Annotated in this window: 26 protein-coding genes; 11 read left to right on the top strand and 15 right to left on the bottom strand. The window is 63.7% G+C overall.

Annotation, left to right across the window (positions count from 1 at the left end; genetic code table 11):
• Positions 1-356, top strand: a 356-nt coding sequence (locus ACKAMS_RS25140; protein WP_408989736.1) for an ABC transporter permease, incomplete at its 5' end; no start/stop codon positions are given.
• A 70-nt stretch (positions 357-426) separates the two neighbouring features.
• Here the strand turns inward: ACKAMS_RS25140 and ACKAMS_RS25135 are convergent.
• The 4 genes from ACKAMS_RS25135 to ACKAMS_RS25120 form a co-directional block, all read right to left on the bottom strand.
• The gene (locus ACKAMS_RS25135) at positions 427-1620 is read right to left on the bottom strand and encodes an NADP-dependent malic enzyme (RefSeq protein ID WP_003945072.1); all 1194 of its coding nucleotides are present in this window, start codon (positions 1618-1620) and stop codon (positions 427-429) included.
• Positions 1621-2012: 392 nt separating this feature from the next.
• The gene (locus tag ACKAMS_RS25130; protein ID WP_408989735.1) at positions 2013-2387 is read right to left on the bottom strand and encodes a hypothetical protein; all 375 of its coding nucleotides are present in this window, start codon (positions 2385-2387) and stop codon (positions 2013-2015) included.
• A gap of 3 nt (positions 2388-2390) precedes the next feature.
• Complete coding sequence (locus ACKAMS_RS25125; protein ID WP_164490628.1) at positions 2391-3005, bottom strand: MarC family protein; 615 nt, start codon at positions 3003-3005, stop codon at positions 2391-2393.
• The gene (locus ACKAMS_RS25120) at positions 3002-3856 is read right to left on the bottom strand and encodes a PHP domain-containing protein (RefSeq protein ID WP_019749340.1); all 855 of its coding nucleotides are present in this window, start codon (positions 3854-3856) and stop codon (positions 3002-3004) included. The genes ACKAMS_RS25125 and ACKAMS_RS25120 overlap by 4 nt, the downstream gene beginning before the upstream one ends.
• 158 nt (positions 3857-4014) lie before the next feature.
• On the opposite strand from ACKAMS_RS25120, the gene ACKAMS_RS25115 reads away from it, so the two are divergent.
• Together ACKAMS_RS25115 and ACKAMS_RS25110 are read left to right on the top strand one after the other, a co-directional pair.
• Positions 4015-5085 (top strand): magnesium and cobalt transport protein CorA, encoded by a 1071-nt coding sequence (locus ACKAMS_RS25115; RefSeq protein ID WP_019749341.1) that lies wholly within the window; start codon positions 4015-4017, stop codon positions 5083-5085.
• Between the two features lie 133 nt (positions 5086-5218).
• Positions 5219-5665, top strand: a complete 447-nt coding sequence (locus ACKAMS_RS25110; protein ID WP_007736117.1) for an SRPBCC family protein — start codon at positions 5219-5221, stop codon at positions 5663-5665.
• 25 nt (positions 5666-5690) lie between these two features.
• Here ACKAMS_RS25110 and ACKAMS_RS25105 read toward each other — a convergent pair whose 3' ends face one another.
• On the bottom strand, positions 5691-6275 hold the full coding sequence (locus ACKAMS_RS25105; protein WP_019749342.1) for a suppressor of fused domain protein: 585 nt from the start codon (positions 6273-6275) through the stop codon (positions 5691-5693).
• 71 nt (positions 6276-6346) lie between these two features.
• Between ACKAMS_RS25105 and ACKAMS_RS25100 the strand changes: the two genes are divergently transcribed.
• Positions 6347-7045 carry a metallophosphoesterase gene (locus ACKAMS_RS25100; RefSeq protein ID WP_003945097.1) on the top strand — a complete coding sequence of 233 codons (699 nt, stop codon included), beginning with the start codon at positions 6347-6349 and terminating at the stop codon, positions 7043-7045.
• On the top strand, positions 7035-7898 hold the full coding sequence (locus ACKAMS_RS25095; protein WP_003945080.1) for a hypothetical protein: 864 nt from the start codon (positions 7035-7037) through the stop codon (positions 7896-7898). Before ACKAMS_RS25100 ends, ACKAMS_RS25095 begins: the two co-directional genes overlap by 11 nt.
• Here the strand turns inward: ACKAMS_RS25095 and ACKAMS_RS25090 are convergent.
• The gene (locus ACKAMS_RS25090; protein WP_408989734.1) at positions 7891-8997 is read right to left on the bottom strand and encodes a winged helix DNA-binding domain-containing protein; all 1107 of its coding nucleotides are present in this window, start codon (positions 8995-8997) and stop codon (positions 7891-7893) included. The two genes, ACKAMS_RS25095 and ACKAMS_RS25090, sit on opposite strands and share 8 nt — an antisense overlap.
• A gap of 10 nt (positions 8998-9007) precedes the next feature.
• On the bottom strand, positions 9008-10273 hold the full coding sequence (locus ACKAMS_RS25085) for an ATP-binding protein (protein WP_308370918.1): 1266 nt from the start codon (positions 10271-10273) through the stop codon (positions 9008-9010).
• A gap of 126 nt (positions 10274-10399) precedes the next feature.
• On the opposite strand from ACKAMS_RS25085, the gene ACKAMS_RS25080 reads away from it, so the two are divergent.
• Complete coding sequence (locus ACKAMS_RS25080) at positions 10400-10636, top strand: hypothetical protein (protein WP_007736112.1); 237 nt, start codon at positions 10400-10402, stop codon at positions 10634-10636.
• Positions 10637-10639: 3 nt separating this feature from the next.
• Here the strand turns inward: ACKAMS_RS25080 and ACKAMS_RS25075 are convergent, their stop codons facing one another.
• From ACKAMS_RS25075 to ACKAMS_RS25050, 6 genes are all read right to left on the bottom strand, one after another.
• Positions 10640-11809: an ABC transporter ATP-binding protein gene (locus tag ACKAMS_RS25075; RefSeq protein ID WP_397510350.1), complete on the bottom strand. Its 1170-nt coding sequence runs from the start codon at positions 11807-11809 to the stop codon at positions 10640-10642.
• Between the two features lie 4 nt (positions 11810-11813).
• Positions 11814-12644, bottom strand: a complete 831-nt coding sequence (locus ACKAMS_RS25070) for a carbohydrate ABC transporter permease (protein ID WP_019749348.1) — start codon at positions 12642-12644, stop codon at positions 11814-11816.
• Position 12645: 1 nt separating this feature from the next.
• Positions 12646-13527, bottom strand: coding sequence for a carbohydrate ABC transporter permease (locus ACKAMS_RS25065; protein ID WP_044480569.1), 882 nt, complete (start codon positions 13525-13527; stop codon positions 12646-12648).
• 80 nt (positions 13528-13607) lie between these two features.
• On the bottom strand, positions 13608-14945 hold the full coding sequence (locus ACKAMS_RS25060) for an ABC transporter substrate-binding protein (RefSeq protein WP_070797636.1): 1338 nt from the start codon (positions 14943-14945) through the stop codon (positions 13608-13610).
• Between the two features lie 227 nt (positions 14946-15172).
• Positions 15173-15667: a general stress protein gene (locus ACKAMS_RS25055; RefSeq protein ID WP_003945065.1), complete on the bottom strand. Its 495-nt coding sequence runs from the start codon at positions 15665-15667 to the stop codon at positions 15173-15175.
• 106 nt (positions 15668-15773) lie between these two features.
• On the bottom strand, positions 15774-16736 hold the full coding sequence (locus ACKAMS_RS25050; protein WP_020908461.1) for a CoA ester lyase: 963 nt from the start codon (positions 16734-16736) through the stop codon (positions 15774-15776).
• Between the two features lie 72 nt (positions 16737-16808).
• Between ACKAMS_RS25050 and ACKAMS_RS25045 the strand changes: the two genes are divergently transcribed.
• From ACKAMS_RS25045 to ACKAMS_RS25025, 5 genes are all read left to right on the top strand, one after another.
• Entirely contained in the window at positions 16809-18095 is a 1287-nt protein-coding gene (locus ACKAMS_RS25045; protein WP_019749352.1) for a magnesium transporter MgtE N-terminal domain-containing protein, read from the top strand.
• Complete coding sequence (locus ACKAMS_RS25040; protein ID WP_003945067.1) at positions 18092-18634, top strand: DUF1003 domain-containing protein; 543 nt, start codon at positions 18092-18094, stop codon at positions 18632-18634. Before ACKAMS_RS25045 ends, ACKAMS_RS25040 begins: the two co-directional genes overlap by 4 nt.
• A gap of 115 nt (positions 18635-18749) precedes the next feature.
• The gene (locus ACKAMS_RS25035; protein ID WP_408989733.1) at positions 18750-20180 is read left to right on the top strand and encodes a lytic transglycosylase domain-containing protein; all 1431 of its coding nucleotides are present in this window, start codon (positions 18750-18752) and stop codon (positions 20178-20180) included.
• Positions 20181-20325: 145 nt separating this feature from the next.
• Positions 20326-21189, top strand: coding sequence for a lytic transglycosylase domain-containing protein (locus ACKAMS_RS25030; RefSeq protein WP_003945171.1), 864 nt, complete (start codon positions 20326-20328; stop codon positions 21187-21189).
• Between the two features lie 24 nt (positions 21190-21213).
• Positions 21214-22350 carry an Mrp/NBP35 family ATP-binding protein gene (locus ACKAMS_RS25025; RefSeq protein WP_003945178.1) on the top strand — a complete coding sequence of 379 codons (1137 nt, stop codon included), beginning with the start codon at positions 21214-21216 and terminating at the stop codon, positions 22348-22350.
• A gap of 63 nt (positions 22351-22413) precedes the next feature.
• On the opposite strand, the gene tatB is transcribed toward ACKAMS_RS25025, so the two are convergent.
• Complete coding sequence (gene tatB, locus ACKAMS_RS25020) at positions 22414-22806, bottom strand: Sec-independent protein translocase protein TatB (protein WP_003945177.1); 393 nt, start codon at positions 22804-22806, stop codon at positions 22414-22416.
• Positions 22807-22880: 74 nt separating this feature from the next.
• Positions 22881-24359, bottom strand: coding sequence for a S1C family serine protease (locus ACKAMS_RS25015; protein ID WP_047889716.1), 1479 nt, complete (start codon positions 24357-24359; stop codon positions 22881-22883).
• Positions 24360-24368: the final 9 nt, after the last annotated feature.

The following is a 24368-nucleotide window of genomic DNA, read 5'->3' as shown; positions in this document are numbered from 1 at the left end:
TTGCCAGCGTCGACCGCGGCGTCGTCGAGGCCGCGCGGGCGATGGGTATGACCGAACTCCAAGTGCTCTTCCGCGTCGAGATACCCAATGCGCTGCCATTGATTCTCGGCGGACTGCGTAACGCGACACTGCAGGTGATTGCCACGGCAACGGTCGCCGCCTACGTCAACCTCGGCGGCCTCGGCCGGTACATCTTCGACGGTCTCGCGCTCTACAAGTACGACCGAGTGGTCGTCGGCGCAATTCTGGTCGCGGTTGTGGCTCTGGTCGTGGACGGCTTACTGGCGCTGGTGGTCTGGGCATCGGTTCCCGGGACCGGCAGGCTGCGCCGAACACCCGACCTCACTCGTCTGTAGATCGGTACACACGAAAAGCCCCGATCGGAACCTTGTGTGCGGGTCCCGATCGGGGCTTTCGTAGTCCCTCTTAGCTGGTCACGCCCTCAGCATGCGCTGCGGCCGCGACGGCTTCCGCTACTGCGGGTGCCACGCGAGGGTCGAGTGGGCTGGGGACGATTTTGTCCGCCGCCAACTCGTCGCCGACCACCGACAGGATTGCCTCGGCGGCAGCGAGCTTCATACCTTCGGTGATGCGACGGGCGCCGGCGTCGAGCGCGCCCTTGAACACACCGGGGAAGGCGAGAACATTGTTGATCTGGTTCGGGAAATCACTGCGACCCGTAGCCACGATCGCCGCGTACTTCGACGCGGTTTCGGGGTGAATCTCCGGGTCCGGGTTGGAGAGCGCGAACACGATCGACTCGGGAGCCATCGAAGCGATGAGCTCCTCGGGGATCTTGCCCGCCGAGACACCGAGGAACACGTCGGCACCTTCGAGAGCCTCGATGGCACCACCGTGCAGGTCGCGGGGATTGGTGCGTGCCGCGAGTTCTGCCTTCACGTCGTTGAGGTCGCTGCGCTCGCCCGAGATGATGCCCTTCGAGTCCAGCACGATGACGTCGCTGATTCCGGCGGCGAGCAGGATGTTCGCGCACGCAACACCCGCAGCACCGGCGCCGGAGATGACGACCTTGAGTGTGGTGATGTCGCGGCTCTGAACCTTCACGGCGCCCTTGAGGGCAGCGAGGACCACGATGGCGGTTCCGTGCTGATCGTCGTGCATGACGGGGCAGTCGAGGGCTTCGATGACGCGCTTCTCGATCTCGAAGCAACGCGGCGCCGAAATGTCCTCGAGGTTGACCGCGCCGAAGCTCGGGCGCAGACGGATGAGCGTCTCGACGATCTCGTCGGGATCCTTGGTGTCGAGAACCAGCGGAATGGAGTTCAGTCCGGCGAAGTTCTTGAACAGTGCCGACTTGCCCTCCATGACGGGCAGCGACGCGCGGGGGCCGATGTCGCCGAGTCCGAGAACCGCGGTGCCGTCGCTGACCACGACGACAAGTCGGTTGGTCCACGTGTATCGATCGGCGAGGGTTTCGTCTGCAGCGATGGCGCGGCTCACCTGAGCAACACCCGGCGTGTAGGCGATCGAGAGGGCCCGCTGCGTATCGAGCGGTGCTGTGGTCTCGACCGAGAGCTTGCCACCGACGTGAGCGGCAAAGATTTCTTCGTCGGTCAACTCGACCTTGGGTACGTTGATGGCTTCAGTCACGAGGGACACGATGACACTCCTGATTAGTCCAGCCTCAAGCGGGGCTGGGTTACTGGGAAGTAATCCTTCGGACCGCTGCGAAACTACGTTCACAACGGTCAGAGATCATTTCTTCCGCGAACGACTACTGAGAAGAAGAGCATTCGGCGTGCGCGAGAAAGTGGGCCGCAATACATCCGAAGCGTCATGGTGTGGGGCGGGTGAGCCCTGGCGTATCCATGCAATCTAGGTTTCGGGAGAAATTCTGACGAAACCTGCACTTCGGGGCCGGGCTGTGGCGCCGCCTCGAAGTAACTCCAGTTTGCCACCAGAGTCGGATCACAATCAAATCCTCCAAGCGGTCGGATTCCTCACCACACTCGAACCCGAGCCGTCATTCCCACCCAGTCATCCCCACCCAGTCATCCCCACCACTGCGTCACCAACAACAGCCCCGCCACCACGAGCACGACCACCGATCCGGCAACCGCCGCGATACCCCGCCTGCGGTCGCACCAGATCTGCGCGGCCAAAGCAACCACCGAGGCCGCAATGTGCGCGGTGATCGACGTTGTTCCCGGACCCGGGAATCCGCGGTTGCCGCCCAGATATGCCGAACCGATGATGACGAGTGTCAAGACCACGATTCCGGCCACCACGGTGCCGCTCAGGGCGCGTAGAGCGCGAACCAGCAGCCATTGTCGTTTGTCGGCGGGATAGTCGTAATCGTCTTCGTACTGATAGTCCTGATAATCCTGGTACCGGTAGTCGTCCTCGTACCTGTCGTCGTATGTCATCTCTTACGCTCCCGCGACGAATCCGCGGACTGATTCCGCAATGAGTTGAACTGCGATGGCGGCGAGCAAAAGACCGGCGATGCGTGCCAGCAGGCTGATGCCACCCTCACCCAGTATCCGGATCAGTGCCGTCGAGAAGCGCAGGACCACGAACAGCACGAGGTGGATGGACAGAATCGCCAACGCGATCGCCAGATACGACGCCGCTTCACCATCGGCCTGGGCGACAAAGACGATGACAGCCGCAATTGCACCGGGACCGGCCATCATCGGCGTTCCCAGCGGAACGAGTGCGACGTTGACGTCGTCGGCTCCCTGCGGACGGTTGGAGGCCTTCCCGGTCAGCAGTTCGAGTGCGATGAGAAGCAGCAGTAATCCGCCTGCGCCCTGCAACGCCGGAATGCCGATGTGAAGGTAGTTGAGTATCGCCTGACCGCCGATGGCAAAGACCGAGATGACCGCAAGGGAGACGGCGGGGGCCTGCCATGCCGCTCGGTTGCGATCTTCACGGCTCTTGCGGCCGACCAGTGACAAGAACACCGGGATGACTCCGGGCGGGTCCATGATCACGAACAGCGTGATGAACACGGTGAGGTAGAGCGTGGTGTCGAGCATCAGCGCCCAAGTACCTCCACGCCGGTGGCAGCCGAGACGAGTTTGTCGAACTCGGCCTCGTCCGTCAGCTCGTCGCCGAGTCCGATCGTCTTATTCTCGCCGTGGTAGTCCGAGGATCCGGTGACTGCCAAGCCCAGGTCGACGGCCAGGCTGCGCAGGACGTCACGATCGTCGCTGCGATGGTCCGGGTGATCGACTTCGAGACCCCCGAGACCCAGATCGGCCAGATCACGGATGTGGTCGAGCGCAAGCAATCCGCCGCGCGAACGGGCACGTCCATGCGCAAGGACAGTTACTCCCCCGGCCGCTGCCACCAGTTCGACGGCGTACTCGAGCGGAGTGTCGTACTTGGGAACGTCGTATCGCCCTCGACTGGACAACAGGTCGGAGAAAGCCTCACTGATGCTCGACACCACTCCCGCTCGCATCAAGGCCGCTGCGACGTGCGGGCGTCCGACGGACGGACCGGCGTCAGCCAAGATCTGATCGGGATCGACGGGCAGACCGTCGCGCGCCATCATGGTCGTCATCACCCGGATACGTTCGACGCGTTCGGCGCGCAGTCGCTCACGTTCCTTGGCGAATTCGGGGTGCGTCGGATCGAACAGGTACGCCAGCAGATGAACAGCGACCGGCCAACCACGCTCACCTCGACCTTCGCACGACATCTCCATCCCACGAACCAGGCTGACGCCGGCCGGCAAGGCGTGCGCCGCCTCGGCCCAGCCCGAAGTCGTGTCGTGATCGGTGATGGCGACGACGTCGAGTCCGGCGTCGGCTGCGGCGCGCATGAGGGCAGCCGGGGTATCGGTGCCGTCCGATGCGTTGGAGTGGGTGTGAAGGTCTATTCGCACTGTTCCAGTGTGTCAGCAATCGGCAACTTCATCGCGCTCCGGTGGGCGAGCCGGAAGCTGACGTACGATTACGCCGCAGCGGCAGCGCAATTCGATCACGTGTCGCCGCAGTGCCGTTCCCCTGCACTACAGACCGAGAAGGAGCGAGCGTGCCAACCATGCCGTCACTGCCGAATTGGTCGAACGGCAAATCGACGCAAGCCGATGCGCCCAAGATCCCCGTTCCGGCAGCCCGCGCGATCGTCGACTGCGCGGTCTACGTGGACGGCGTGCGGTTGCCGGGCAAGTACACGCACCGCGCCGCGTTGGCCGAGGTCCGTAGTCGAGACAACGCGTTCGTCTGGGTGGGCATGCATGCACCCGACGAAGGCCAGATGCAAGATGTCGCAGCAACTTTCGGACTCCACGAGTTGATGGTCGAGGATGCCGTCCATGCACACGAGCGCCCGAAACTCGAACGCTACGACGACGTCATGTTCCTGGTGCTGCGCACGGTCGTCTACGTACCGCACGAGTCCGTGGCGACGGCGAGCGAGATCGTCGAAACCGGCGAGATCATGGTGTTCGTCGGTCCCGACTTCGTGGTGACCGTCCGTCACGGGGATCACTCCGAACTGGCAAGCGTGCGCAAGTCACTCGAGCAGAATCCCGAGCGCCTCGCCATGGGCCCGTTCGCGGTGCTGCACGCGATCACCGACCACGTCGTCGACAGCTATCTCTCCGTCATTCAACTCGTCGAGCAGGACGTCGACAGCATGGAAGAGTTGGTGTTCAACCCGCGGAACACCGTTGCCGTCGAGCATATCTACCTGCTCAAACGTGAAATCGTCGAACTACGACGCTCGGTCACTCCACTCGGATTGCCGCTGCTGCAGCTGACCCAACCCGCGGGCGGCCTCGTCCCGAAGGAGATCCGGCGATACTTCCGTGACGTAAGGGATCACCACACGATCGTGGCCGAACGTATCTCGGAATACGACGAGGTGTTGAGTTCTCTCGTCGATGCCGCACTCGCGAAGATCGCGGTGCAACAGAACACCGACATGCGCAAGATCTCGGCTTGGGTCGCTATCGCCGCCGTGCCGACGGGCGTTGCCGGTATCTACGGAATGAACTTCGAGAACATGCCGGAACTCGGTTACAAGTACGGATATCAGTCCATCCTGTTCCTCATCGCGTCGGTGTGTGTCGGCTTGTTCTTTCTCTTCCGTCGCAACAACTGGCTGTGAACCTCGCACGCTGACTCCCTGTACTTGCCACCGTCGCAGGCGGACAATGGATATGGGTACGCATTTTCATTCCGTTCCCGAAATTCATTTTGCGACAAGCAAATTCAGATCCAGGAGAGATGGAGGAACAACCATGCCTACAGTCGAGCAGTCTGTAGAGATCGCGTTGCCACCCAAGGACGTCTGGGAGTACATCGCCGTCGCCGAGAACTGGCCCAACTGGGAGAATTCGATGGTCGAGTGCAAACAGATCACCGACGGCCCGATGGGCGTGGGAAGCCGTTGGCACGGTGTCTCGAGAATCCTGGGCAAGCGTCTCGAGTGGACATCCGAATTCACCGAGTACGACCCACCGAGATCGTCGAAATCGACGTCCGTCGAAAGTCCGGTCAGCTTCTCGCAGACCACGACCTGCGAAGAAGTCGGTGACGGCACTCGGGTCACCTACCGACTCGACAGCGAAAGCGGACTCGGCGGCGTATTCGGCAAGATGGCAGACCCGATCGTGACGAAAGCATTTTCACGGACCGTTCGGGTAAGTCTCGAGAACTTGGCGGACATCCTCGTGCACGCCGAATGATCTGACGGACAAAGCGCCGGCGCAGCTAGAGCGAGGCAGCGGAACGGTGCGGATCGCGAATGTCGATCCCCGCCTCGGTCCACGCTTCCCGCAGGGCCTCCGCGCCGCGCAGACGCACCCAGGCGGCTTCGGTACCGGTCAGGGGGACCACGCCAAGGAAGCGCACCGGATCGAACGGCTCCGGCAGCGTCAGGTCGGCGATCCCGCTGTCACCGAGAAGCACCGCCGTGAACGCAGTGTCCTTCCACAGCGGCTCGCCCAGGTCCAACAGTGCGTCCTCGAGCAGCACGACGCCTTCGACGGACGGCGCCGCAGCCAGCACCGCGAGCGTCCTGGCCACACCCGACGCGACACCCGTGCCACCGCGCAGGGTGAGCACCAACTCGGCGCGAGGACCGCGTGTGGGGTCTGCGACCAGTTCGTTGGGGTCGCCCATCGGATGACGCGAGCACCCCAGTGTGACGTAGCGGACCAGGCCGTCGGGTGATTCGAAACGCAGCACGTCCAGCGGTTCGACACCGAGGAACGTCACTGAGGCCGCGGTGGGGTCCGGCCCCTCGATGCTGCTGACGAGATGGGCCCGGACGGAAGATACGACGCTGTCTGACACTCGTCCATCTAAACACCGTGCCCGCGAGGTTCGCAGCGCAGATACCTCGCGGTGGCGGTAGCGTCGTCGAAATGGTCTCCGTTCTCGCTGTCAGCGACGAGACCGTCGAATTCCTGTGGAGCAGTCAAGTTCGTTCACTCGGAGTCGACGTGATCCTCGGCGCGGGCGACCTGCCGTTTGCGTATCTGGAGTACCTGTCTGACCAACTGAATGCGCCGTGCGTGTTCGTTCCCGGAAACCACGACGTCGATCTGTCCGGATATTCGAACAAGAGATCCGGTTGGATGCGGGCAGGTATGCCGGCGCAGTGGCCCGGCCCGACCGGCGCAGTCAACGCCGACGGACGCATCGTGACCGTCGCCGGTCTGCGGATCGCGGGCCTCGGTGGTTCCATCCGATACAACACGGGTCCCAATCAGTGGTCCGAGCGCCAGCAGAGCCGACGCGCCCGCTCGCTCACCTGGCGAAACGCCTGGCAATCGCGGCTTCCCGGCGGCCGGGCGGGCGTGGATGTGCTGCTCACCCACAGCCCCGCCCGCGGCGTCGGCGACGCCGAGGATCGGCCACATCGTGGGTTCGAATGCTTCACCCCCTTGATCCGCACCCTCGATCCGACGGTCATGATTCACGGACACATCCACCCGCACGGGCGAACACCTCTCGATCTGGAGGTAGGCCGGACTATCGTGCTCAATACCGTCGGCTTCACGCTGATGGAGATTTCCCCAGGTACTCCGCCGACGATCGTGAGGCGCCGACATGGCTCGTGACACCGGATTTCCCACAGCCGACGCGGAAAACGACTTCGCTCGTCAGCGTCGACGCGCCGACGTTGCCCGTCTGGTCAGTTGGCTACGACGCGAACCGGACGACGTCAACGCGATCCTGCCGTTCGACGAGGTTGTCGCAGCGCTCGGCAAGGTTGGTGAGAAGTCTCTGGGTCTACAGGTCGTCACCATCGAATCGATAGTCGGAAGTGTCGACCGCACAGGTGATTTCGACAGGTACTTCCGTCCGACGTCCACTCATTCGCGCGCTCGTTGGGAGCGACTTGCGGTGGCGCAACGACGCGGCGAATCGGTGCCACCCGTTCAGTTGTACCGTGTCGGCTCCATGCATTTCGTGATCGACGGACACCACCGAGTGTCCATTGCGTGTGCGATGCACCAGAAGACAATCGACGCGTACGTCACCGAGATCATCACGCGCATCTCGCCGGAAGGCATCACTCAGCGCGCCGATCTGCTCATCAAGGACCATCGCCGACTCTTCCTCACTCGCGTTCCGCTGCAGGGTTCACAACGCGAAGCTGTCCAGGTCACCGACCCGTGGGAGTACGCCGAACTCAGTGAGTGCGTGGAGGCGTGGGGTTTTCGGCTCATGCAGGAAAAGGGTGAGTTCCTCGGCCGAGACACGGTCGCCCGGCGCTGGTTCGGCGAGGAGTTTCTCCCCGTCGTGCGAATGCTGAGGGGCGCCGACATGTTGCCCGAGCACACCGACGCCGAAGCGTACTTGTGGATCGCCCGGGAGCGGTACCGACTGGTGCGTCGGCACATGTGGAATGACGAGATCGTGGCCGAACTACGCGATCGAGCACCGCGAAAGCACAAGCCTGCTACGTAGCGACAGCGAACCGCACCTCTCGGGTCGGGATCTTCGGGTGCACGAACTTCAGCAACGAACGCGCTTCTTTCTCGATGGACGCGAGTGCGGTCTTCGGTTGCTGCGCAAACAGAGTCGCGCTCAACTCGACCGTCTCCTTGGCCGGCGTCACCGTCGCGAATCCCACCACCTTTCCGCGCACCAGGATGGCGGGCTTGATGATGCCGTTGACGGTGAAGACGCGAGTTCGATACTGCTCGTCCATGATTCGCGAGCGGTCGGCGTGCGAGAGCAGGATGTTGTCGAACGGAGCAAGGATTCTGACCGGCGGTGTTCCGGAGTTCGGTCGTGGCGCATCCGGCAGGTCGAACACCTCGGCCCCTTTCGCGTTGACAAAAGTGATCAGGCCGGGACGTAGCCTCTCGAAGACTTCGGAGAGTCTCGTGAGCCCCGACCATGCTTGCGCATCCTTCACGCTCGCGGGCCCGAAGGCAGCCAGATAGCGCAGCACCATCGCGTCGGGATCTGCAGATGAACTCACTTCTGCGCCAAGCCAATTCTCCAAGGTCGTCAGTGCCGGCGCTCCGGATCGTCCCCACAGACCTCGCGGTGGCACCTGCACCATCGGCAGAAGCCCTCGAACTCCGTGCGCCAGTCCCTCGGCCGCGTGGCCGGGAAAGCGCTCTGCCAGTATCGGTCTCATCTGCATCTGAGTGAGCGGCCCGTCCGCTACCAGGTCACGCCCCGCCTGCGCCAGCGCGTCGAGATCCAACCCGGTGAGCGCCGCACGCTGAGTGCTGTTGGTGTGGAGGTCGCGTTCCATGATCGTCTGAACCGTGGCACGGAAGGGACCCGCATCGGCGGCCGAGAGGGCAAAGACCGTGCCCCGCATGGCAACCAGCCGCACCACCTGGCGCTTCTCGACAAGGGTTGAGAGGTCTTCTGCCGCAAAGTTCTTCAGCCGTGCCCACAGTGCCAGGTAGGGCGGATTCGGCGCCTGGGCCTGCAGACCTGCCAGATGCTCGATCGCATCCAACGCGCTGACCTCGGCCCGCCGCAGCAGGAACTGCCGCGCCAGAGTCGCCAGGTTGAGCTCGCGATCGGTGATCAGTGCAGCCATCGACAACTCCTCAACGATCGTGGTCAGGGGCGGTGACGATCTCGAACGGTATCTCGACTCGCGCGAGGGTTCCGGACTCTTCACCCGGTCCGACCGAGAACGAGCCACCAGCGGCAACCACACGCAGTTCGTGCGAGAGCAGTCCGATGTGCCCGGCGGCCCGTCGTTGGGCAATCCGATCGGCGCTGATGCCCCGACCGTCGTCCGAGACAACGAGCACCGCACGGTGGTCCAGCCGCGCAAGCTCGATCCGGACGCTCTGCGCGCCGGCATGTTTGACGACGTTGCCCAGAAGCTCTCGGGTGGCGCCGAACAAGACCTCGTCCGCGGACGTGCGTAAATCGTCGTTCCAGCCCGAAGTGTCGACGTCGACCACCACTCCGCCGCGTCCCTGCGCCGAGCGCGCGAGGTCCCCGATCGCGCGGGCAAGACCCACGTGGACGAGAACTGTGGGATGCAGTTCCGAGACGGACGATCTCAGCAGCGTTGTCGCTTCACCGAGCGCTTTCCCGGCTCGCGCCAACGCGACGGGTTCCGCACTGCCTGCCAATTCGTCGAGATCCATCCGCGCCGCGAGAACGTACTGGAGCGCCCCGTCGTGCAATTGCTCGGACAGTTCTGTGCGCTCACGCTGCTCGAGCCCCATGAGTTCGGCCAGAAGGCTCGTGCGATGCCCGACGAGGTGCCCGATGGTCAACACTCGCGACCTTTGAATCCGAGTCAATCCGATTGCGCCCGCACCCACCCCGGCCAAGGCCATGGTACTCAGCAGGATCGACGGCCACGGCTCGGAATTCGAAGTCATCGTTGCCCAACTGGAAGCAAAAAACACACCGATCGTGCACGCAACGACGCCGACACACACGTCCGTCCGCAGTTGCGTACACGCAAGAACCGGAATGACGAAGAGCCCGTTGCTCAAGATGTCGGCGGTCCAACTCTGCTCGGCTGCGAGACCGGTCAGCAATGTCAGAGTTGCGAGCACGGCGAGGTCGACGAACAAGCCGAGCCAGATCATCGTCACCGGGCCGGTGCCGCCTCTGCGGATCCACAGCGCCACGGCTGCCGACCAGAGGGCATAGGCGCCCAGAATCGCGAAACACCATCCCGCGTCGTTCATCGGCGGGACGAAGATCAGTGTCAGGGCGATGAACAGCACCAGAGCGCCGCGCACCGTCAGTTGGAGGTACGCACCGCGGTAGGCGTGTTCGCGCATGATCCGTTCGAGGTCCGGGCCGCCGGGCAGGTGCTCGGTTCGTACCGAGGATTCGTTCATCTGTCCTCCTGTGCCGCCCATCCCAGTTCCCTGTGAATGAGCTTCGCACACGAGATTTCACAATCAACCCGCAATACCGTGAATGGCACAGCATTCACCGAACCTCGAAACCACGCAGGAGTGCTCATGATCTCGACCCGAGCAAGCAAGCGCCGCATCGCCACTCGATTTGCCGTCGCCGGCGCCCTGGCAGCGGCGCCGATCGCCGTGGTGGCCGGGACAGCGCAAGCCGCCCCGGCCTCCACCCATCACGAACAATTCGGCCGCCTGGTCCCCCTACCCGAGCCGGCCGACGCTGCGCCCGGCCCCGAACAGGTACCGCTCCCCTGGGGCGCGACGTATTCGGTCACGTTGCCCGGGTAACGGTCACAGCAGCAGATTGGCTCCCGTACCGCCGTCGAACACTGCGATCTTGGCGGGATCGAACCACAGATCGATAGACCTGCCCTGGGCCACCGTGGACTCGGACGAGAGCCTGGCAACCAGTTGACCGCCACCAGCGACGGCCGTTCCCGAATCGGCGGCGAGTTCCTCGAGTTCACGAGAATTGACGGCGGGGCCACCAGCGAGGAAATACGCGTACTTGTCGGAACCCATCGATTCCAGCACGTCGACGTCGACGGTGAACGTCCCACCGTGTGGCTTCTGCGCTGCATCGACCAGCGCCACGTCCTCGAAATGTTCCGGCCTGATTCCGACCACCACGTCCTTGCCCGAGCCGCTGCTCGAGATCTTCGACTGCGCCGCCGCGGGCAGGCGAACATCGCCGATCGGCGTGCTCACACCGTCGGCCGTCAACTGTCCGGGGAAGAAGTTCATGGACGGGGACCCGATGAACCCCGCCACGAACAGATTGTTCGGACGATCGTAGAGTTCCTGCGGCGCACCGATCTGTTGCACGATCCCGCCGCGCAGCACGACTACCCGATCGCCGAGCGTCATCGCCTCGGTCTGGTCGTGGGTCACGTAAATCGTTGTCGTACCGAGTCGCTGCTGCAGTCGGGCGATCTCCGTCCTCATCTGCACGCGCAGTTTGGCGTCCAGGTTGGAAAGCGGCTCGTCCATGAGAAACGCCTTCGGGCTGCGCACGATTGCGCGTCCCATCGCGACACGCTGACGCTGACCGCCCGACAGGTTCGCCGGTTTGCGATCGAGATGCTGGGTGAGGTCGAGCACCCGCGCCGCGTCGTCGACCTTGGCGTTGATCTCGTCCTTGGACATCTTCGCCAATGTCAGTGGGAACGCGATGTTCTGGCGCACCGTCATGTGCGGATACAGAGCATACGACTGGAACACCATCGCGATGTCGCGGTCCTTGGGGGCGCGTTCGTTGACGCGTTCACCCGCAATCCTCAGCTCGCCGGTCGAAATGTCTTCCAGCCCGGCAATCATGTTGAGGGTCGTGGATTTTCCACAACCGGACGGGCCCACGAGAATGATGAATTCTCCGTCGGCGATGGTGATGTCGACATCACTGACCGCCTTGGCTCCGTCCGGGTACAGCTTGGTCACCTTGTCCAGCACGATCTCGGCCACAGGCTTATCCCTTCACTGCGCCGGAAGTAAGCCCGGCCACGATACGACGTTGGAAGAACAGAACAAAGATGATGATCGGAATGGTGATGACCATGGCGGCCGCGGCGATCGACCCGGTGGGCTCCTCGAATTGTGAAGCGCCGGTGAAGTTCGCGATGGCCGCAGGGGCGGTGATGGAGCGTTCGGTCGACGTCAACGAGATCGCGAACAACAGATCGTTCCAGCAGAAGATGAAAACCAAGATGCCCGCAGTGACGATACCGGGCGCGGCCAGTGGAGCCACCACCTTCCGGAACGCCTGACCCGGCGTCGCGCCGTCCATCTGAGCCGCCTTCTCGAGTTCCCACGGAATCTCTTTGAAGAACGCCGAGAGCGTATAGATCGCCAACGGCAACGCAAAGGTGATGTACGGCAAGATGAGTCCGGCCCAGGTGTCGAAGAGTCCGAGCCGTCGTTCAATGTCGAACAGCGGGCTCACCAATGAAATCTGCGGGAACATCGCGATCAGCAGTGCAACACCCACCAGCAGCTTCTTGCCCGGAAAATCCAGGCGCGCAATGGCGTACGCCGCCATGGTCCCGATCACCACGGCGATGACCGTCGAGATGAGTCCGATACCGATGGAGTTGATCAGAGCACTGGTGAAGGCGCTGGTGTCGAAGATTCCTCGGTAGTTGTCCAGGGTCCACTTCTCCGGAATGAACTTGCCGTCCTTGATCGTTCCGGCCGGTTTGAAGGACAGGCTGGCGATCCACAGGACGGGAACCAGCGCGTACAGCAAGACCAGAAGGTTGACGACGGACCAGCTGATCTTGAGTCTGGGAGTCACGGTCATGTCAGCGTCCTTCCGTATCGGATCCGGGAGCCGAAGCACCGAAAAGTTTGATGAAGATGAACGCGATCACGGCCACACACACGAAGATCAGCACGCTGATCGCGGATCCGATGCCCAGGTTGAACGCTTTGAACAGATTGTCGTAACCCAGAATCGACACCGACCCGGTGTCGTTCGCTCCCTTCGTCAGCACGTAGATGTTGTCGAAGATGCGGAACGCGTCGAGTGTGCGGAACAGCAGAGCGACGAGGATGGCGGGCTTCATCAGCGGAAGGATGATGCGTACCAACCGGGTCCACGCGCCGGCGCCGTCCACCTGAGCCGCCTTGAGAAGGTCATCGGGCACGAGCGCCAAGCCGGCCAGCAGGAGCAGCGCCATGAACGGCGTCGTCTTCCAGACCTCGGCAAGGACGATGATCGCGAGCGACGGGATCTGGTCGGTGAGCGGCGCACTGCCGTCGGGCAGGAGATTGGCGAGGTAGCCGGTCCCCGGCGTCCACGCGTAGTACCAGCTGTATGCCGCCGCGACGGTGACGATGCCGTACGGGATGAGCACAACGGTGCGGACGAGCCCCTTGCCCACGATCGTTCGGTGCATCACCAGTGCGATGGTCAGTCCGAGAACGAACTCGATGACGACCGAGACGACAGTGATCGACGTCGTCACCGCGAACGCTTGCCACCAGTAACCGTCGGTCAGCACCGACACGTAGTTGTCGAACCACACGAACTTTCGTTGATCCGGGAAGCGCAGGTCGTAGCGCTGCAAACTCAGCCAAACGGCGTAGACCACCGGATATGCGGTCACCGCGATCATGAGAATCGCGGCCGGGGCCACCAGCCAGAGACCGAGGCGACGCTCGGCCGCCTTTCCGTCCGACATCTTCGACTTCGCGGAGTGCTTCGGCTCCGGCGAGGGCGTCGCGACTGTTGGTGCAGCTCCCGAATTTTCGCTGTCGATCGTCACGGAATCAGCCCCTCGGAATTGACTGCCTTGCGTACCTGCTCGGCAAGATCGTTCACGGTCGATTCCGGATCGATGTTTCCTACAGGGTTCAGCGTGGCAGTGATGAGCGTCGAAATACTCTGATAGGCAGGAGAAACCGGACGAACCGAAGCGGTGTCCAGGCTGTCGCGAACCTCACGCCACGCCGGGTACGCCTCCTGGAACGCCGGGTCGTCGTACAGGCTCTCGAGAGTCGGCGGAACGCCACCGGCTACCGCATTGTTGCGCTGATTCTCCTCGTTACGCAGACAGGTGAGCGCCTCGAACGCGAGGTCCGGATGCTGGCTGGTCTTGGCCACCGCTACGTTGAAGCCACCGATCGTGACCTCGGCCGGCTTACCCTCGATCACCGAGGGATACGGAGCGGCAAGGAAATTCCGTTCTCCGTTCACCGTGAGCACCGTGTTTCCGGTGTTCTCACTGGTGACGTTGCCCTTGTCGTCGATGTACGGCAGATCGCCCTTCTCGGCGTTCTCCATGATGCCGGGCAGCACGAACGGCCAGTTGACCTGGAAGGCAGATTTGCCGCTCTCCATACCCAATCGCGACGACGCTTCATCCCCCTGCGAGATCGAGGGATCCGCACCCTTCGCGGTAGCGACGCGCTTCATGACGGTCAGCGCCTGCTGGGCAGCATCACCGTCGGCCACCGTCACGGTTGTTCCGTCCGGCCCCACCACCGATCCGCCGGCACTGGCGAGAAGGGTGTTGAACCAGACCATCAATCCTTCGTATTGCTTGCCCTGCACACCGATCCAGCTGGGGCGCCCCTCCGCGGCCAGGCCTTCGGAGACGTCGATCATCTGATCCCAGGTTTGGGGTGGTTGCCCGTCCGGCATCAAATCCTTTCGATACCAGAGCAATTGGGTGTTGGTGTTCAATGGCGCCGCATAGAGTTGGTCCTGCCACTTCGCCGACTCCAGCGGACCCTCGAGAGTCCCGTTGCTGACCTCGGCCGCCACGTCGTCAGGAAGCGGCAATGCCCATCCGGCTTCGGCGAATTCGGCAGTCCACACCACGTCGAGCGTCATCAGATCGAGCGACTTGTCATTACCGGTCAGACGCCGAGCCAACTGAAGTCGCTGGTCGTCGGCACCCTTGGGCAGCGTTTTCTGCTCGACCCGGTACGCGCCGTTCGACGCCGCCGAACAATTGGCGGCGGCCTCCGCATACTGCTCGGCGCCGTCGGCGGCGGTGTAGAAGGACAGCACCACGCCGTCGTCATTGTCTGATCCACACGCACTGAGCAAGGGCGCCAACAACAATGTCGCCGCGCCGAGCAGCCCCACCCTCAATTTCTTCTTCTGCCCCGCCTGCAATCTCTTGTTCTGCACAGCCGTCCTCCTCGGGCGGCGAGACGGCACAGTCGATTCGGCTGGCCGACGCACCACACATCGGCACTTTTCCCGGAGAAGGGACCTATTTCCTTGTCCGGCAAACGGTCACGGGAAGCGAGTACTACCTCGCCCGCGTGTACATAAAGTAACCGAGATCACACAAGTTGGCAGCCCGAGCGAGAATGTCAGATGGCGAGCTTGGCGAGCAGGTCGCGCGCAGACTCCGCCGTCTTGGGCTCACACAGTACGTCGTAACGTCCGGCGACCAACTGCATCGTCGAGGCGAAGTCCCGCTGCCCACGCGTCGCGGCGTACGGGATGGTCGTGGAGATGACACCGAAGATGATGCCGCCCACGATGCCCGCGATCAGCGGAGCGAGGAACCCGCCGGTGACGATTCCGAGCACCAGGCCGAAGAAGACACCCAGCCAGGCACCGGAGACGATGCCACCACCGATCACCTTGGCCCACGTCAACCGGCCGAGAACTCGCTCGACCTGCATCAGGTTCACGCCGACGATCGTGACGTCCTGAACCGGGAATTCTTGATCGGAGAGGTAATCGACTGCGCGCTGCGCCTCGGCGTAGGTGGGGTACGACCCGATGGGCCATCCCGAAGGCGGTGTCGGCAACGCTCCACGGCGCGACCCATTCGACGATTGACCGAGCGGATTGGACATGGCTGGCTGCGCTCCTCTTTTCGGGCACGTCATCCACGCGGACGACGCAAGTACATCTACCCCTATTGTGCCCTTTACAGACCTGATTCGTTCGGCTATGCGAGCGTCAGGCGTGTTCGGGCGGCGTGAATTCCGACGTGCGCGTCATCCCCGCTGCGCGGCCCTTGGCCGAAATCACCAGTGCCATCTTGCGACTCGCCTCGTCGATCATCTCGTCGCCGAGCATGACGGCGCCCCGCCCTCCTCCGGCGGCCGAGGTGTGGAACGCGTACGCGTCCAAGATGAGTTCTGCACGGTCGTAATCGGATTGGCGCGGACTGAACACCTCGTTGGCCGCCTCGATCTGCGTGGGATGCAGAACCCACTTGCCGTCGAAGCCGAGCGCTGCCGTCCGCGCCGCCGACCGAGTGAAAGCCTCGACGTCGCGAATCTGGAGGTACGGACCGTCGATCGCCTGGACGCCGTGTGCACGTGCGGCCATCAAGATGGTCATCAAGATGTGGTGATACGCGTCACCGCGGTCGTAGCCGTCCGGTTGCTCACCGACGACCAGAGTTCGCATGTTCAAGCTCGCCATGAAGTCGGCCGGGCCGAACACGAGTGCCTCGACGCGGGGACTCGCGGTGGCGATCGCGTCGATGTTGGTCAAGCCGATCGCGTTCTCGATCTGCGGCTCGATTCCGATCTTGCCGACCTCGAGACCGTTGGCCTTCTCGACCTGCGTCAACAACAAATCGAGTGCCTGGACGTGACTCGCGTCGGGAACCTTGGGCAGCAGAATGGCGTCCAGATGCGCTCCGGCGCGTCCGACCACCTCCACTACGTCGGCATACGTCCATTCGGTGGTCCAGTCGTTGACCCGGACGACCTTGACCTGTTTGCCCCACCCGTCCTCGGCCAGCGCGTCGCCGATCGACTCTCGTGCCGCCTGCTTCGCCAACGGCGCCACCGCGTCTTCGAGGTCGAGGAAGATCTCGTCGGCGGGCAATCCCTTCGCCTTGTCGATCATCTTCCGACTGCTGCCGGGAACTGCCAATACCGATCGACGGGAACGGTTGCGTGAAGTCATTGCGGACTGCCCTTCTCGATTTTCGGTGGCGCCGTTGCAGATTTTGACGCTGGACGAATTAGCCTTGCAATCATGGCAGCAGCAGGCAAGGTATTTGCAGCCAGGCTTGCCGGCCTGGTTGTACTCGGCCCGGACGGCGAATCGATCGGTCGTGTGCGCGACGTCGTCATCACGGTCCGTATCGGACGCCAGCAACCGCGGGTTCTCGGTCTGGTGATCGAAATGTTCACGCGCAAACGCATTTTCGTTCCGATGCTCCGCGTGACAGCCATCGAGCCGAGTGCGGTCACCCTGACCACGGGCAACGTCAGTTTGCGGCGCTTCAACCAGCGGCCGGGTGAAGTACTCGCGCTGGCGCAGGTACTCGATTCGCATGTGCGCGTGGACGACCCGGAACTCGAGGAACTTCACGGCGTCGACACGATAGTCGTCGACCTCGGGATCGAATCGACGCGAACGCGAGACTGGGTCGTCTCGAAGGTCGCGGTTCGCGGCCATCGCGGACGCCTCGGTCGACGCGCGGCGATTCACATCGTCGACTGGCAGCACGTCGCCGGCCTCACCCAGAGCGATCTCTCGCTCCCCGGCCAGGGCGTAGCTCACCTCCTTCTGCAGTACGAAGGGATGCGACCCGCCGATGTGGCCAACGCCATGCGCGAACTGCCGGAGAAGCGCCGCCACGAACTGGCCGTGGCGCTCGACGACGAACGCCTCGCCGACGTCGTGCAGGAACTGCCGGCGGACGACCAGACCGATCTGCTGATGCACCTGGAAGTCGAACGTGCCGCCGATCTACTCGAAGCGATGGATCCCGACGACGCCGCCGACCTGTTGGGCGAGCTGCCCGAGACCGAAGCCGAATCACTGTTGCAGTTGATGGACCCGCAGGATTCCGAACCTGTTCGACGCCTGCTCGAGCACTCCCCGGACACTGCCGGTGGTCTGATGACGCCCGAACCGGTGGTACTGACGGCCTCGACGACCGTCGCCGAGGCCCTTGCCCGCGCCCGCAACTACGACGTGACCCCGGCGCTGTCGAGCATGGTCTTCGTCGTACGTCCGCCGACGGCGACTCCGACCGGGCGGTATCTCGGCTGCGTCCACTTGCAGAAGCTTCTCCGCGAGCCTCCCGCCAGCCTGGTGGGCGGAATACTCGACACCGACATGCCCCGGTTGGCGCCGGACGACTCGCTGGCGTCGGTCACCCGATACTTCGCGACCTACAACTTGGTGTGCGGGCCGGTCGTGGACGACGAGAACCACCTGATCGGGGCCGTGACAGTCGACGACGTGCTCGATCACCTCCTGCCGGAAGACTGGCGTGAGGATTACTCCGACGACGAGGAACTACTCCGATGAGCGAACGGGCGTCGAGCACGACCGCACGGCAACGACTGGAAACGCCTCGCGGAAGCCGCCGGTTCAATCTCGATTTCGACGTCGAAGCTGTCGGACGCGTCAGTGAACGCATCGCCCGCTTCCTCGGTACCGGGCGTTATCTCGCGATCCAGACGATCATCGTGATCGTCTGGATCCTGATCAACGTGTTCGCGGTGGCTCTGCAGTGGGACCCGTATCCGTTCATCCTGCTCAACCTCGCCTTCTCCACCCAGGCTGCCTACGCGGCGCCGCTGATCCTCCTGGCCCAGAATCGTCAGGAGAATCGCGACCGGGTCTCGCTCGAGGAGGACCGCTCACGCGCCGAGCAAACCAAAGCGGACACTGAATTCCTCGCTCGCGAACTCGCAGCGTTGCGCATCGCCGTCGGCGAGGTCGCCACCCGCGACTACCTGCGGCGGGAGCTCGAGGAGATCAAGTCGATCCTTGCCGCCGACGGCGAACCGACCCCGAAGAAGAAGCACCGTGACTCGAATACTGCGAAACAAAGTCACAACTAGCTGAGCGTTCGCTGAGTTTTGCTGCACGCACCGTGACCGATATGTAACGTAAGTCACAGCAGGATGGATTATCACGGTGGGTACTCCGAGGCGGGAGCACCAGCAAAGGGGAATCGTGCGAGTACGCGGAATGATTGCAGCATCCACACTGGTGGGGGGACTGCTTGTCGTAACAGGTCCAGCAGCCCTCACGGCCGGAAGCGCACCATCCGGCGGGTCGCAGGTCCCCATCGCCCTCGCAGGCTCCGCCTCCGTTGCGCAGCCGGACTCTGTCGACTTCCTCCCGACGCCCCGCACCGTCCGAACGCAACGATCGGCCCCACCCAGCGATACGGTCGCCGGCGCTCCGGCAGCGCCCAACGCTGCGGCCGTCGTCCTCACCTCTCTGGGCATCCCCGAGATCGTTCTGAACGCGTACCGCTCCGCAGAACTGGTGATGATGACCGAGGCGCCAGGTTGCGGCATCCCCTGGCATCTCCTGGCCGGCATCGGACGCATCGAATCCGGTCACGCCAACGGCGGCAAGACGACGTCGGTGGGTACGACGGTCACCCCGATCCTCGGCCCTGTCCTCGACGGACGGCTGGCAGGCAACGAAGTCATTCGGGACACCGACAAGGGCGCGATCGACGGAGACCCGACCCACGACCGCGCTGTCGGGCCGATGCAGTTCATTCCGGCCACCTGGGCCGGTTATGCCAGCGACGGCAACGGGGACGGAATCAAGGACCCCAACAACGTCTTCGATGCGGCGCTCTCGGCAGCGAAGTACCTCTGCAGCGGCGGCCTCAACCTGCGCGATGTCGCCCAGGAGACCAAAGCTGTTCTGCGGTACAACAACTCGGCCGCCTACGCGGCAAACGTGATCATGTGGTCGACGGCATACAAGAACGGTGTCATTCCTTCCGGCCAGCTCCCGTACACCACCGGCATCAACACCGGCAGCTCGGCGATCAACGCCGCCGCCTCGGCAGACTCCGCCGCTTCGGCCGTTCTCGCCGCTGCTGCAGCTACCGACCCGGCGGCAGGCGACAAGGAATCTGCGTCGACGACGCCGGCTCCGACCACCACCCCTCTCTTCCCAGGTCTGCCCGACATGCCCGCGCTCTCACCCGAGATCCAGGCACTGATCCCGCCGGGAGTAACGCCGACCAGCCCCACTCCGGGACCCAACGCCGCCCGGAACGCGACTCCCGGTCCGATCATCCCGCTCCCCGTCCTCACCTCACGGGGTCTCGTCTGGCCGATTCTGACGGCTGAGGGATGGCGCTGGCCCGACGACATGTGCGTGATCCTTCCGGATCCAGCAGCACTCGACGCCTTGCAGGACGGCATCCTTCTGCCGTGCACGGTCCCAGGAATGGCAGTAGCCGCCACGGCACCCGCCACCACCGACGCAGCGCCCGCGGAATCTTCGCCGCCGGCTGCCCCGTCGCCTGAGCCCGCTCCGTCACCCGCACCGGCCCCCGCACCGGAACCTGCCCCGGCCCCGGCTCCGGCATTCGCGCCGTTCTTCCCGGGCCTGCCCGGCATGCCCGCTCTGTAACCAAAAAATCACGAAAGAACAGTGCATATGCCCCAAACTGCCCTTCTAGATCACGGTTGAATAACGGAAACGCAACAAATCAGGTAGCCTCGACTCCGTCAGTTGAACGGAAAACCTCCTCGCGGAGGTTCAGGAGGCATACACAGTGGGTCGGCACAGCAAGAAGACAGATTCGCACATCCGTCGAAATTCGGTCATCGCGCTCACCGGACTCATCCCTATCGGACTCGTCACCGCAGCCAACACGGCCGGCGCCGCTCCCAAGGTTCCGTTCTTCAACACCAGCTCCGCCGAAACGGTGGACACTGCCGCGCAAGCCACGCAGGAACCGCAAGCGCAGATTCTGCCCGCCGTCGAAGCAATCGCCGAGCCCGCTCCCGCCCCCGCGCCGGAACCCGCGCCGTTGGCTCCCGTGCAGGCGACTCCCCCGCTCCCAGCCTCCATGGCCGAGGGCGCACTCGGAATCCCGAGCGTGAGCGTCGCCGCATACCAGAACGCCGAGCGGATCCTCGCCGTCGAGAAGCCCAACTGCAACATGCACTGGACACTCCTGGCCGGTATCGGCCGCGTCGAATCCGGCCACGCCAACGACGGCAAGGACGCCGACGCGAACGGCAACCTCTACAAGCCCGTGATCGGCCTGCCACTCAACGGCAGCCTTCCCGGCCAGGCCGTCATTATGGACACCGACGGCGGCGCCCTCGACGGCGACACCGTCTACGACCGCGCGGTCGGCCCGATGCAGTTCATCCCGTCCACCTGGAACCAGTACGCCGGCGACGGCAACGGTGACGGAATCGCCGACCCCCAGAACCTTTTCGACTCCGCACTGACCACCGGCAAGTACCTGTGCGACGGCGGACTCAACATGCAGGACGTCACCCAGGTTGCCTCCGCGATCCACCGCTACAACAACTCGGCCGCCTACGTTGCCAATGTTCTGGCCTGGTCGCTCGGGTACTCCACCGGCATCGTGCCCGCCGCATCGGACCTGCCGCGCATCCACTGACCTACCTGGACTTACCATGGAGTCATGTCTGTACTGACCGAGTCCGACGTTCGCTCCGCGCTCGCGCGAGTTCTGGACCCAGAGATCCGCAAACCCATCACCGAGCTGGGGATGGTCAAGGGGATCTCCCTCTCCAGTGACAACAGCGTCGACATCGGCATCTATCTCACGACCGCCGGTTGCCCGATGCGCACCGAGATCACCGAACGCGTCACCAAGGCCGTCGCCGACGTCGCCGGGGTCGGTGCGATCCGCGTCGAACTCGACGTCATGGACGACGCCCAGCGGACCGAGCTCCGCAAGTCGCTTCGCGGCGATTCCGCCGAACCCGTCATCCCGTTCGCCCAGCCGGGTTCACTCACCCGCGTCTACGCCGTAGCCTCCGGCAAGGGTGGCGTCGGAAAGTCCAGTGTGACAGTCAATCTCGCGGCAGCAATGGCCGCGCGCGGACTGTCTGTCGGCGTACTCGACGCGGATATCTACGGTCACTCGATCCCCCGCATGCTCGGCACCGACGCCAAGCCCACTCAGGTCGAGCGCATGATCATGCCGCCGGTTGCACACGACGTGAAGATGATCTCCATCGCGCAGTTCACCCAGGGCAACACTCCTGTCGTCTGGCGCGGACCGATGCTTCACCGCGCACTCCAGCAGTTCCTCGCCGACGTGTTCTGGGGCGATCTGGACGTGCTGCTGCTCGATCTGCCGCCAGGCACCGGTGACATCGCCATCTCGGTGGCTCAGCTCATCCCGAGCGCCGAGATCCTGGTCGTCACCACACCGCAGCAGGCCGCTGCCGAGGTCGCCGAGCGAGCGGGCGCCATCGCCCTGCAGACCCGCCAGCGCGTCGCCGGCGTCGTCGAGAACATGTCGTGGCTCGAACTTCCCGACGGCACCCGCATGGACGTCTTCGGCGAAGGCGGCGGGCAGACCGTCTCCGATCGCCTCACGAAGGCCGTCGGCGCCAAGGTTCCGCTTCTCGGACAGATTCCGCTGGACCCGTCCGTCCGCGAGGCAGGCGACGCCGGGACGCCGATCGTCCTCAGCGCTCCCGATTCACCCGCGGCCATCGCACTCAAGGACATCGCCGACAAGTTGGCCGTCCGTCAGCGCGGTCTGGCCGGAATGTCGCTCGGTATCAATACGGTTCGCAACTTGTAGAACCCCGCATGCGAAAGGGCGCCTGTCACCGATCGGTGACAGGCGCCCTTTCGTATGTCGAATCTAGGTTGCGTCGAAGTCCACAGGAGGACGTTCGCCCGCGGTGAGTGGCTTGTCCTTCGACAGCGTCTTCGGCTCCTGCACTCCGCTCTGCGGCTTCTTGTCGAAGTTGCCCGTGAAGATGGAGTCGTCGCCGTCGAGAAGGTGCTGGGTGATCACAGCGCGCGGCGTCATTCCGCGCAGCTTGTTCAGATCTGCGAGTGGTTTACGCAGATCCTCGAAATCGGTGCCCAGTTCTTCCTTGAGCTGATTGGAAGCGCCCGAAGCATATTCGCGCACCTGCCTCAGGGACTTCGTGACCCAGGAGACCGCACCAGGAAGCCGCTCAGGTCCCAAGATGACCAGAGCCGCTACGAGGAGGATCATGAACTCGCCCCAACCGATGTTGCCAAACACAGGGTCAGCCTACTGTGTGCTCGCTCGGTGCGCGCATGTCCGGATCAACCTCACAGGAAGATCGCAGGGTCCGATCAGTCGGACACCGGCGTGACCGAAATGTCGACCTGCCGTCCGTCGCGGATCAACTGGACGTTGACCGGCTGATCGACGGTCGTCGCGTTGACCGCAACCACCAGTTCGTCGGCACTCGTCACCGGTCGGTCACCGACCTTGACGATGACGTCACCCTCGACGATCCCCGCACGTTGAGCTGGGCTGCCGTCGCGGACGTTGGCCACCGCAGCACCGCTGGTCGCGTCGTTGACCGCGGTGCGGGCATTCACGCCGATGTCGGGGTGATGAACCTTGCCGTCGCGAATGATGGTCTGCGCCACCTCGGTGACCGTATCGATCGGAATCGCGAAGCCGAGCCCGACCGAACCACCGGACTCGCTGAGCATGGCCGTGTTGATACCGATGACGCGGGCTTCGTCGTCGACGAGTGCACCACCCGAGTTGCCGTGGTTGATCGCCGCATCGGTCTGGACGGCGTCGATGACGGCGTTGGTGTCGGTGCCTTCACCCGACAAACGCAGAGGCCGGTTCAGCGCACTGACGATCCCGCGGGTGACGGTCTTGCTCAATCCGAGCGGTGAGCCGACGGCGACGACGTCGTCGCCGACCTGAACATCCTCGGATTTTCCGAGCTGAGCGACCGTCAGATTGTTGGCCGACACCTTGAGCACCGCGAGGTCTGTCTTGACGTCACGTCCGACGATCTGGGCGTCGGTCTTGGTTCCGTCGGAGAAGATCACCTGGATCTTCGCGTCCTGAGCAGGCGGTACGGCCGAGGAGATCACGTGGTTGTTGGTGACGATGTATCCGGCGCCGTCGATGACCACACCGGAACCCGTACTGCCCTGGTCACCGACGGCGACCTGAATCGACACCACGGAAGGCAACACTGCGTCGGCGACCTTCGCCACCTGCGACTCCGGCTGTTCACCGCCGCCGGATTGAACGAGCGTGACACGTGAGCTGGTGAGTGAACTGCGATCGGCGGTGATGACAGTGGCGAGCAAGCCGCCGACAAGAGCGATGACAAGTGCCATGCCCGCGAGCGCGGCCAGTGCCGAGGGGGCGACCTTGCGACCGAACAGCAGCTCACGCACGTCGAGCTTCTGGGCGGGAGGCAACTGCACCGGCGCCTCGGACTCTGCAGGCTTGCCCAGCGAAACCTCGGATTCAGGATCGCGCCACGGATCACGCGGGGGTTCTTCGTCGGGTGTGTTGTTCGCCGACGCCTCGGGATCGCGACCGATCGACTCGGTGGCGTCAGCGGGTCGACCGAACGCTTCGGCCAGAACTGGGTCCGGATTCCCGATCACGACATCGGAAGACGGGGTCGATCGCGTGGCAATCGGAGTGAACGAGCCCTCGACTCCACTCGGTCGACCGAACACCTGGCGCGAGGCCGGATCGATCTGAGGTCGGTACACCGGCCGGGGGTCGAGCACCGGCGCATCTGCCGGTCGATCCGCCGAACCGCTTGCCGAAGAATCCGAGCTCACTCCGGAATG

The organism is Rhodococcus sp. 5A-K4 (assembly GCF_046097995.1).
Classification (GTDB): Bacteria; Actinomycetota; Actinomycetes; order Mycobacteriales; family Mycobacteriaceae; genus Rhodococcus_F; species Rhodococcus_F erythropolis.
The sequence above is the reverse complement of the archived record's forward strand: the minus strand, read 5'-3'. Positions and strand labels throughout refer to the sequence as shown.